This is a genomic window from Citrobacter sp. wls757, from assembly GCF_005280935.1.
In the GTDB taxonomy this organism is placed as follows: Bacteria; Pseudomonadota; Gammaproteobacteria; order Enterobacterales; family Enterobacteriaceae; genus Citrobacter; species Citrobacter portucalensis.
The window spans coordinates 36,891-47,281 of sequence record NZ_SZWU01000011.1; the positions used below are offsets into that span (position 1 = coordinate 36,891).

The 10,391-nt window shown below is 50.6% G+C and carries 10 protein-coding genes, 2 tRNA genes and 1 pseudogene; 5 read left to right on the forward strand and 8 right to left on the reverse strand.

Annotated elements, in window-relative coordinates; translation table 11 throughout:
- A complete protein-coding gene (locus FDW94_RS01255; RefSeq protein ID WP_003830806.1) occupies nt 1-519 on the forward strand; it encodes a hypothetical protein in 519 nt (172 codons plus the stop codon).
- 156 nt (nt 520-675) lie between these two features.
- Here the strand turns inward: FDW94_RS01255 and FDW94_RS01260 are convergent.
- Together FDW94_RS01260 and dnaQ are read right to left on the reverse strand one after the other, a co-directional pair.
- Nucleotides 676-752 (reverse strand) — tRNA-Asp (locus FDW94_RS01260).
- A gap of 133 nt (nt 753-885) precedes the next feature.
- Nucleotides 886-1,614: a DNA polymerase III subunit epsilon gene (gene dnaQ / locus FDW94_RS01265; protein WP_095533177.1), complete on the reverse strand. Its 729-nt coding sequence runs from the start codon at nt 1,612-1,614 to the stop codon at nt 886-888.
- Here dnaQ and rnhA point away from each other — a divergent pair.
- Nucleotides 1,568-2,146, forward strand: a pseudogene (gene rnhA, locus FDW94_RS01270) (ribonuclease HI). The gene dnaQ and the pseudogene rnhA overlap by 47 nt on opposite strands.
- Here the strand turns inward: rnhA and FDW94_RS01275 are convergent.
- A complete protein-coding gene (locus tag FDW94_RS01275) occupies nt 2,143-2,865 on the reverse strand; it encodes a class I SAM-dependent methyltransferase (RefSeq protein WP_048214878.1) in 723 nt (240 codons plus the stop codon). The pseudogene rnhA and the gene FDW94_RS01275 overlap by 4 nt on opposite strands.
- A gap of 33 nt (nt 2,866-2,898) precedes the next feature.
- Here FDW94_RS01275 and gloB point away from each other — a divergent pair, with 33 nt between their 5' ends.
- Nucleotides 2,899-3,654, forward strand: a complete 756-nt coding sequence (gene gloB / locus FDW94_RS01280) for a hydroxyacylglutathione hydrolase (RefSeq protein WP_008783773.1) — start codon at nt 2,899-2,901, stop codon at nt 3,652-3,654.
- Between the two features lie 71 nt (nt 3,655-3,725).
- Nucleotides 3,726-5,084: a murein transglycosylase D gene (gene mltD, locus FDW94_RS01285; RefSeq protein WP_137377004.1), complete on the forward strand. Its 1,359-nt coding sequence runs from the start codon at nt 3,726-3,728 to the stop codon at nt 5,082-5,084.
- A 49-nt stretch (nt 5,085-5,133) separates the two neighbouring features.
- On the opposite strand, the gene FDW94_RS01290 is transcribed toward mltD, so the two are convergent.
- From FDW94_RS01290 to FDW94_RS01300, 3 genes are all read right to left on the reverse strand, one after another.
- Complete coding sequence (locus tag FDW94_RS01290) at nt 5,134-5,904, reverse strand: class I SAM-dependent methyltransferase (protein WP_008783771.1); 771 nt, start codon at nt 5,902-5,904, stop codon at nt 5,134-5,136.
- 76 nt (nt 5,905-5,980) lie between these two features.
- A complete protein-coding gene (locus FDW94_RS01295; RefSeq protein ID WP_008783770.1) occupies nt 5,981-6,781 on the reverse strand; it encodes an endonuclease/exonuclease/phosphatase family protein in 801 nt (266 codons plus the stop codon).
- Between the two features lie 131 nt (nt 6,782-6,912).
- The gene (locus FDW94_RS01300; RefSeq protein ID WP_003830796.1) at nt 6,913-8,088 is read right to left on the reverse strand and encodes an MFS transporter; all 1,176 of its coding nucleotides are present in this window, start codon (nt 8,086-8,088) and stop codon (nt 6,913-6,915) included.
- A gap of 104 nt (nt 8,089-8,192) precedes the next feature.
- Between FDW94_RS01300 and yafC the strand changes: the two genes are divergently transcribed.
- Nucleotides 8,193-9,107 (forward strand): DNA-binding transcriptional regulator YafC, encoded by a 915-nt coding sequence (gene yafC, locus FDW94_RS01305; RefSeq protein WP_008783768.1) that lies wholly within the window; start codon nt 8,193-8,195, stop codon nt 9,105-9,107.
- Nucleotides 9,108-9,128: 21 nt separating this feature from the next.
- Here the strand turns inward: yafC and dkgB are convergent, their stop codons facing one another.
- Both dkgB and FDW94_RS01315 read right to left on the reverse strand, forming a co-directional pair.
- Nucleotides 9,129-9,932 (reverse strand): 2,5-didehydrogluconate reductase DkgB, encoded by an 804-nt coding sequence (gene dkgB / locus FDW94_RS01310; RefSeq protein WP_137377005.1) that lies wholly within the window; start codon nt 9,930-9,932, stop codon nt 9,129-9,131.
- Between the two features lie 164 nt (nt 9,933-10,096).
- Nucleotides 10,097-10,173: transfer RNA gene (locus FDW94_RS01315), tRNA-Asp, on the reverse strand.
- Nucleotides 10,174-10,391 lie beyond the last annotated feature (218 nt).

Genomic DNA, 10,391 nt, shown 5'->3' on the forward strand with positions numbered 1-10,391 from the left:
ATGAAGCAGGAAAGCGATCACTCTCCTTTACTATGGTCAGTCGTGATTGCCATTTTTGGGCTAGCGGCTATCGCTTTTTTTATTATCGCCGGGAATGCGAAAAAACAAGAAATCAGTTTTTCCTGCTCCTCGGAATTCACGTCGATACTCGACATCCAGAATACAAAAAAGGAACTCCACGGAATAATGCTGATAACCAGTTACAACTCCGGACACCTTTCATTGTCAGTCCAGGGGAAACTCAAAAGTGACGACGGCGAGTTCGCTGTTAACCGAAAACTGTTCTTTCGCTATGCCCGTCCACTCGGCCATACCGCAGGCGTTTTTATGCTCACTCCCGATGGTCGGGAAAAATCCCCCGATGATGACGCAACGGACGCTGTCGACTATCTCTTCTTCGACGCTTACGAACGTGCCGACAAGCTGTATATGCTAAAGCACCTGAATGAGGAAACGGTTCTTATTGGCGATAACTTCTCACCCCGCTTCGCCTGCGTGATGAATCACTTCGCGAGTTAATCGCCTTCTGGATATGCGTCGGGTTAAGGATGACCTGATGTGTTGCCCACCCGAAAGCTCGGGCGCGGTCGATAAAGTATGGTAATGAGATTATTATTTTTGGCGGGCTAAAACGACGAAAACCTGAATCATTTCTGATTCAGGCTTTCTGAATAGTGGCGGAATGGACGGGACTCGAACCCGCGACCCCCTGCGTGACAGGCAGGTATTCTAACCAACTGAACTACCACTCCGCGTTGTGTTCCGCTTGGGAACGAAGCGAATATTACGGATTGCCTCGCGCCTCGTCAACGCTTTTTCTCACGTTTTTAATCGTTTGCTGCAAAAATCACCCGAATGGCCATTTTCATACGGTAAACGTACAAACTATGCCCGCCAGAGGCAACTTCCGCCTTTCTTCTGCACCAGGTCAAGGCGTGACTCATGGGCCGCTAACTCTTCATCAGTAGCGAAAACAACGCGTAGTTTGCTGGACTGTCGCACAATACGCTGGATCCCCGTGTCATTCTGCTGCTGGCTGTCGCCTTCCATTGAGAACGCCATGGTGGTCTGCCCGCCGGTCATCATCAGATAAACGTCGGCCAGAATCTGGGCATCGAGCAATGCGCCGTGCAGGGTTCGTTTACTGTTGTCTATCTCATAGCGCGAGCATAACGCATCAAGGCTGTTTCGCTTGCCAGGAAACATTTTCCTCGCCAGCGCCAGGCTATCGGTTATTTTGCAAAATTCATTCGTCTTCGGAATATCACGCTTGAGCTTCGCGAATTCGTAATCCATAAAGCCGATATCGAACGATGCGTTATGGATGACCAGCTCCGCGCCGCGAATGTAGTCGAGAAACTCGTCGGCTACATCGGCAAACGTAGGTTTATCGAGCAGGAATTCGTCTGCGATTCCGTGTACGCCGAACGCTTCCGGGTCCACCAGCCGATCCGGCTTCAGGTAAACGTGGAAGTTATTACCGGTCAGGCGGCGGTTCACCACTTCAACCGCACCGATCTCAATGATCTTGTGGCCTTCATAGTGGGCGCCAATCTGGTTCATACCGGTGGTTTCGGTATCGAGGACGATCTGTCGTGTAATTCCAGTGCTCATAACGGTCATTTATGTCAGACTTATCGTTTGATTTCGATTTGCTAAAACAGGAAGTCTACCAGAGATGCTTAAACAGGTAGAAATTTTCACCGATGGTTCTTGCCTGGGAAATCCAGGGCCTGGTGGTTATGGGGCGATTTTACGCTATCGCGGGCGCGAAAAAACCTTTAGCGAGGGCTACAACCTCACCACTAATAATCGCATGGAGCTGATGGCGGCAATCGTTGCGCTGGAAGCCCTGAAAGAACAGTGTGAAGTAATACTCAGCACGGACAGCCAGTATGTGCGCCAGGGCATTACGCAGTGGATCCACAACTGGAAGAAGCGCGGCTGGAAAACAGCAGATAAAAAACCGGTGAAGAACGTCGATCTGTGGAAACGTCTCGATGCCGCGCTGGGGCCGCATCAAATCAAATGGGAATGGGTTAAAGGCCATGCGGGCCATCCGGAAAACGAACGCTGCGATGAGCTTGCGCGCACCGCGGCCATGAGCCCGACTCAGGATGATATTGGGTATCAGACTGAGGCTTAAGCGTCCGGTTTACGGTATTGCCGGGTCGCGCCAACGGCATGACGGATAGGCGTTTTGCTTTTATTTTGTTTCATCGGGTTGAGCGTAAGCGGAATGGTTCGCTTGCGCGCAACCACCAGCTGTAAACAGCCCAGCGCGGGGATATGGGCGCTTAACATTTTCCCGCCCTTCTTGTTCCAGGGCAGAACATGAAAACGACTATAGTGCAGCACTTCAAAATTCAGTAATGATAGCCAGTCCAGTTGACGCATGAGGGTAAACATCCGACTGTTATAGGGCGATGTCTTGCGCAATACGGGCACCAGTTTACGCAATCCCATCAAGCTTACCGGGTTAAAGCCGCTCAGAATCAACCAGCCGTCATCAATCAACACGCGATCGGCTTCACGCAGTAGGCGATGCGGATCGGAGCACCACGGCAACGTATGGGCCAATAAACAGACATCCACGGACTTATCGGCAAAGGGAAGATGCAAAGGATCGGCCGTCACCTGCATGGGAGATCCCTGCAAAGAAACATTTACCTGATGAGAAACCGCGCACGCTTCAGAATCGATTTCTGCGCTTAAATTACCAACCTTAAGCAGATGAAAACCGTACATTTTTGCAAACCACGGGTTAAGCTGATGCTCCAGCGCCTCACGATAGTGTTCGCCCCAGGGCAAATCATCCCAGCTAACGGGCGCTACGACAGTTTGAGGGATCCTTGCCGGTTTCATCACAACCTTCCGTTACGCATTGAGAGGTAATATATGAATCTTAACAGTATTCCTGCATTTCAGGACAATTACATCTGGGTCCTGTCAAATAATGACCAGCATTGTCTGATTGTGGACCCGGGTGAAGCGGCTCCTGTTTTGAAAGCCATTGCAGAGCATAACTGGGTGCCGGAAGCCATTCTGCTAACCCACCATCATCAGGATCACGTGGGTGGAGTGAAAGAACTCCTGCAACATTTCCCACAAATAGTGGTATACGGACCGGCTGAAACGCAAGATAAGGGAACGACACACGTAGTCGAAGATGGCGATATTGCACTCGTTTTGGGGCATGAATTTAGGGTAATTGCTACTCCGGGTCACACTTTAGGACATATCTGTTACTTTAGCCATCCTTACTTATTTTGTGGTGACACGCTCTTTTCTGGCGGTTGCGGTCGACTTTTCGAAGGTACAGCAACTCAAATGTATCAATCACTTAAAAAAATAAACGAACTTCCTGACGATACATTAATTTGTTGCGCACATGAGTACACATTAGCAAACATGAAGTTTGCCTTAAGCATTCTCCCGCACGATTCGTTCATAAATGAATATTATCGTAAAGTTAATGAGTTACGCGTAAAAAAACAAATGACACTACCCGTAATTCTGAAAAATGAGCGGCGAAATAATCTTTTTTTGAGAACGGAAGATATTGATTTAATTAATGAAATCAACAAAGAAACAATATTGCAACAACCTGAAGAGCGTTTTGCCTGGTTAAGGTCAAAGAAAGATACGTTCTGACAATTCCGGGTTGCCTTTTGAAAACTTCGCCGTTATGATCGGTCGTCTTTTAAGCAACTATTGACACACACATGAAGGCAAAAGCGATATTACTCGCCTCTGTCCTGCTTGTTGGGTGCCAGAATACTGGTAACGTCCAACAACACGCACAGAGCCTTTCTGCAGCTGGTCAAGGGGAAGCAGGAAAGTTTACAAGTCAGGCGCGATGGATGGACGACGGAACATCTATCGCTGCTGATCAAGATTTGTGGGCTTTCATTGGTGACGAGCTAAAGATGGGAATTCCGGAAAACAGCCGGATTCGCGAACAGAAACAGAAGTATTTACGCAATAAGAGCTATCTCCACGATGTAACTTTACGGGCAGAGCCGTATATGTACTGGATAGCCGGGCAGGTTAAGAAACGTAACATGCCTATGGAACTGGTACTACTACCCATAGTGGAGAGCGCTTTTGATCCTCACGCAACGTCTGGCGCCAATGCCGCAGGTATTTGGCAGATCATTCCGAGCACGGGGCGCAATTATGGTTTAAAACAGACCCGCAGTTATGATGCACGTCGCGACGTTGTGGCTTCCACCACCGCCGCGCTGGACATGATGCAGCGTCTGAACAAGATGTTTGATGGCGACTGGCTGCTGACCGTTGCTGCTTATAATAGCGGTGAAGGTCGTGTCATGAAGGCAATCAAAACGAACAAAGCTCGTGGTAAACCCACTGACTTCTGGTCGTTGCCATTGCCTCAGGAAACGAAGCTATACGTGCCTAAAATGCTGGCATTGAGCGATATACTCAAAAACAGCAAACGCTATGGCGTACGTCTGCCAACAACAGACGAAAGCCGCGCGTTGGCACGTGTTCGCCTGAGTAGCCCGGTTGAGATGGCTCAGGTTGCCGATATGGCGGGTATTTCCGTCAGCAAGCTGAAGACCTTCAATGCAGGCGTGAAAGGCTCCACGTTGGGTGCCAGCGGCCCGCAATATGTGATGGTGCCAAAGAAGCATGCAGAGAAGCTGCGTGAGTCTCTGGCTTCAGGCGAAATTGCAGCCGTGCAGTCAACGCTGGTCGCGGATAACACGCCGCTGAACAGTCGTAGCTACAAAGTTCGCTCTGGCGATACGCTTTCTGGCGTCGCGTCACGCCTTGGCGTGAGCACCAATGACCTTAAGCAGTGGAATAACCTGCGCGGGTCATCCCTGAAAGTGGGTCAAAACCTGACGGTGGGTGCGGGTACCAGCGCACAGCGTCTGGCGAACAACAGCGATAGCATCACCTATCGTGTGCGTAAAGGCGACTCGCTGTCGAGCATTGCCAAACGTCACGGGGTTAACATCAAAGATGTCATGCGCTGGAACAGCGATACGGACAATCTACAGCCTGGCGATCAGATCACGTTGTTTGTGAAAAACAACGGTATGCCGGACTCCTGATAGCATTGTAGAAATGAAGGCACTGGATTCCCCCCAGTGCCTTTTTTATTTATCCCGCTTTATGTGCCTCAACCATTATCGTGTCGCTGGTAAACGAGCCATCTTCCTGTAACGCAAAGTAGGCTTTCACGTCTGCAGAAGCACTTTGTTGGTATGCACGAATCGCGTCGCTCAACGCCGCGGGCGTGCGCATCCTCGCGACCCACGAACTGAACTCCAGTGGCAGGCGATCGGTTAACAAAGTATCGGCAATCAAATTGGCATCGTTGATTAACGACAGCCACTCTCCACTGGAATAGTTACGAACGTGCGAGGTATCGCGTAACGCCTCCACGGTTTGCAACCAGATATCACGTACTGGGTGGCCTGGCGACATCACATCCATCACAATCAATACACCACCGGGCTTCAGAACGCGGTTCACTTCCCGCAGCGCGCGTCCGACATCATGCCAGTGATGCGCAGAATAGCGGCTAATTACCACGTCAAATTCGCTATCTTCAAATGGCAGACTTTCGGCATAACCCTGGCGTGTGGCGACATTCTCCAGGCCTCTGTCTTTTGCCGCCTCAGCGACCACCTCAAGCATCTGCGACGATAAATCATAAGCCACAACCTGCTTTACGTGTTGCGCGGCTACAAAGCTGGCATGCCCCGCTCCACATCCCATATCCAACACACGGGCCTGCGGAAATGCCGACAACCTTTCCCCCAGACGCAGCAAGTCACGGCCAGAGGCGTGCACCGCACTGGTTAAATAGGCATTAGCCTGAGAGCCAAACTGTTTTTCGACGTTGTCATGGTGAGAGCGTGTTGTCATTGTGTTGTCCTTCGGTTGTTGTGAAATTGGAAGGGCAACCATCACAGGCCTGCCCTACGGCAGACCTGACACACCGTTATTGTTCAGGTTTGCCGGGACTGAATTCAACGAGTAGCGGGTTGTGATCGGATGCACGGGTGACCAGCACAGAGGCTTCACTCACGTTCAGACCACGATAGAACACAAAATCGAGAGGGCGACCAAACGCGCGTCGGCGCTGATCGTCGGTAAAACGTACCTGGCGCAGCGACATTTCTCGCGCAAAGCGGTACAGCGCATTCATCCGTCGACGGCTCCAGGCATTGAAATCGCCGGCCATAATAACCGGACCGCTGTGATGAGCAATCTGATCGCCAATGGGAAGTAACTGCTTACTATAAACATCGACGCCGAGGCTAAAGTTAACCGCGTGGATATTCACCACCATTAATAATCGAGAGTCAGGCAGCGGATACACCGTTACCAGAGCCGATTTCGCCAGCCGTAAAATAGGCTCACGCTCGCGCAATGGACAACAGTAAACAGGATGAGCAGCAGAGAGCGTCATGACGCCAGAGGGATGCTGAGGCAGCACAAAGGCAGGAACCTGATCGGCAGCAAGGTAGTTAGCGGTCGCAAACTGCACCAGTTCTGGCGTGGTTTGCGCTTCCTGTAATAATACCAGATGCGCATCTTTGCCAAAATTCTTCAGCACCGACTGCCATTCTGCGCGCTGCTGTTTAAAAATATTCCATACCAGCACGCGAATGCGGTCTTCACTGCTTAACGGAACGCCTGCGGGTAATGCCTGGCCAATATGCGCAAACGACCCCGGCGGTAAAATCCGCTCGGCGGGTTGTCCGGCAACATAACGCATGGCATAGGTGTTTTTTCGCACTTTAGACTTTCAAACCTCTGTAACGTCAACCAGTCCGCAGCCGGACTGGTTCTTCTGTTATAGGGATTTTAGCACTCACTTTCAACGAACAATTGCAGTTTGTTTTGTAAGTGGGCGCTTACATCAATGATTTACCCCAGAGCAACACGCACGGGTTTATCAAGACGACCGCTGACACCCATCAGCAGGAAAGCTACCAGAACAATGAGGGCGCCAATCCACGGCGTCTGCGCTAAACCATAATGCTCGACCGTTTGCCCGCCAATCACTGACCCCAGCGCAATCCCAATGTTAAACGCCGCAATGTTTAACCCTGACGCCACATCTACAGCATTTGGCGTAAATTGCTCAGCTTTCTGTACCACGTAGACCTGCAATCCCGGTACGTTACCAAAGGCAAAGATCCCCATCACCAGAATGGTAGCCAGCGCGGCGTACTGCGTGGAGGCTGTCAGTTGGAAGACCATCAGCAGAACAAACAGCGCGGCGAAAATGAATTTCAGCGCAGGAACCGCACCATGTTTATCCGCCAGCTTACCGCCCCAGATATTACCGATAGCCACTGAAACACCGTAACCCAATAAGATCCAGCTTACTGCTGCCGGGGAGAACCCCGCCAGATCCTGCATCATCGGTGCAAGGAAGGTGAATGCCGTGAATACACCGCCGTAGCCCAGTGCCGTAACGGCGTAAATCAGCAACAGACGGGGATGAGTCAGCACCTTCACCTGGTCGCGAATGCTGGCGGCAGCACGACCGGGAATGTTGGCAGGGATCAGTAACTGGCTACTGATCAGTGCAATCACGCCTAACATTGATACCGCGAGGAAAGTCTCACGCCAGCCAAAGTGCTGACCGATAAATGTTCCCAGCGGCACGCCGGTGACCAGCGCTACCGTTAAGCCACCAAACATAATGGCAATGGCGGAAGCCGCTTTCTCTTTTGGCACCAGACTTGTCGCGATGGTAGAACCAATCGAGAAGAATACGCCATGTGCCAGCCCAGTCAGCAGACGAGCAACAATGAGTGTCATATACCCGGGTGCCTGCCATGCCAGCAAATTCCCCGCCGTAAACAGAACCATCAGCGCAACCAGTAACTGTTTACGTGGCAGGCGTCCGGTCAGAGCGGTCAGTACCGGTGCGCCAATTGCCACACCCAGCGCATAGATTGAAACCAGCATCCCGGCGGAAGGTAACGAGATCGCCAGCTGTTGAGCGATGGTCGGCACCAGACCAACAATCACAAACTCGGTAGTGCCTATAGCGAAGGCACTTATTGTTAGTGCAAATAAAGCGAGAGGCATAAATAACTCCGTAACATCAGTAATCAGATGACACGCAGTATGCCTGGATGTTTTAATGACAAAAATATTCAAAATCTCAATATAATTTTGCGTCAGGTGCAAAAATGAAAGCAACCTCCGAAGAACTTGCAATTTTTGTGGCGGTAGTGGAAAGCGGCAGCTTTAGCCGGGCGGCAGAACAGCTTGGACAAGCCAATTCTGCGGTCAGCCGGGCAGTAAAAAAGCTGGAGATGAAACTGGGCGTCAGTTTGCTTAATCGCACGACCCGACAGCTAAGCCTGACCGAAGAAGGAGAGCGCTACTTCAGGCGGGTGCAGCAGATACTGCAAGAGATGGCTGCAGCAGAAACTGAAATCATGGAGTCGCGTAATACTCCGCGCGGCCTGCTGCGCATCGACGCAGCAACACCGGTGATGTTGCATTTCCTGATGCCACTAATCAAGCCGTTCCGGGAACGGTATCCCGAGATGACGTTGTCTCTCGTCTCCTCAGAAACGTTCATCAATCTTATTGAACGAAAAGTGGATGTTGCTATACGAGCGGGTACACTGACTGACTCGAGCCTACGTGCGCGTCCGCTATTTACCAGCTATCGTAAGATTATTGCCTCACCGGACTACATTGCCCGTTTTGGCAAGCCAGAGAGCGTCGAGGAGTTAAACCAGCATCTGTGTCTGGGGTTTTCCGAACCGGTTTCACTCAATACCTGGCCGATTGCCTGTAGCGACGGACAGCTGCATGAGGTTGAGTGCGGAATTTCTTCCAACAGTGGAGAAACGCTAAAACAGCTTTGCCTGAATGGCAACGGCATCGCATGTCTTTCAGATTATATGATAGATAAAGAGATCGCGCGGGGTGAACTGGTGGAGTTATTGGCAGATAAACGTCTGCCGGTAGAGATGCCTTTTAGCGCAGTTTATTACAGCGATCGTGCCGTCAGTACGCGCATCCGGGCATTTATCGACTTTTTAAGTGAATATATAAGAACAGCTCCCGAAGGAGCTGTGAAAGAGGGTTAATGGGTACAGAGGGTCAGGCAATTAATCCCAATCAGGGGCCAGGCCTTCCGGGCTGACCAGACGATCGTTGCAGTCCAGTGCCGCGATCGCTTTTTTATCTTCGGCATCCAGATGCAGTTCCAGCGCCAGCAGGTTGCTTGCCAGGTTTTCACGTTTGGTAGAAGAAGGAATTACGGAGTAACCTTCCCCCATTGCCCATGCCAGAATAACCTGCGCCGGGGTCGCGTTATGTTTAGCGGCAATGTGCGCAATCACTTCATCTTTCAGCGCTTTACCGTAAGCCAGCGTCATGTAAGAGGTGATGTGGATACCGTGTGCTTTCGCCCAGTCAACCACCTTACGGCTCTGCAGATACGGAGAAAGCTCAATCTGGTTAGTCGCGATATTCTCTGCACCTACTGCGGCAATGGCTTTTTCCATCAGCGGAATGGTGAAGTTTGAAATACCAATTTCACGAGTCAGTCCCTGCTGTTTTGCTTCGAGCAGCGCCTGCATGAATTCCTCAACAGATACCGCATCACCTGGAGATGGCCAGTGGATCAGCGTCAGATCGACATAATCTGTACGCAACTTCTTCAGGCTTTCTTTCAGGCTTGAGATCAGTTTTTCTTTGCTGAGATTTTCAATCCAGATCTTGGTAGTGATATACAGCTCGTTACGCGGTACGCCACTTTCGGCAATCGCCTGACCAACAGCCGCTTCATTATCATAGATTTGTGCAGTGTCGACAGCACGGTAGCCTAGCTCAAGCGCCGTTTTAACAGAAGCGATAACCACGTCGTCTTTCAGGCGGAAAGTACCTAAACCGAATGCAGGGATAGTCATAGAATTCCTCTTTATAATCACTATGTTCGTTAACTGAGAGGATTATGAGCTTTAGCTCTTTATAGAAAAAGAGTGAAAAATGCAGAGGATATTTGCGGATTCAGCAATAATTAAATTGCAGACAAAGAAAAAGCCCTGAGCGTTAGCTCAGGGCTCTTAATAAGTGGCGGAACGGACGGGACTCGAACCCGCGACCCCCTGCGTGACAGGCAGGTATTCTAACCAACTGAACTACCGCTCCACCGAATTTCTTTGTCACCACCCGGATTCTTCATCCCGGTTTACTGCAATTTGATGCCTGGCAGTTTATGAATCACTTTGTGATTCACCCTTCGGGCCGTTGCTTCGCAACGTTCAAAAGCTTTCGCTTTTGTCCTACTCTCTATCGAGTAGTGAACTGCCTCGAAAGTCAGTGCCATACTTCTAATTTGATGCCTGGCAGTTCCCTACTCTCGCATG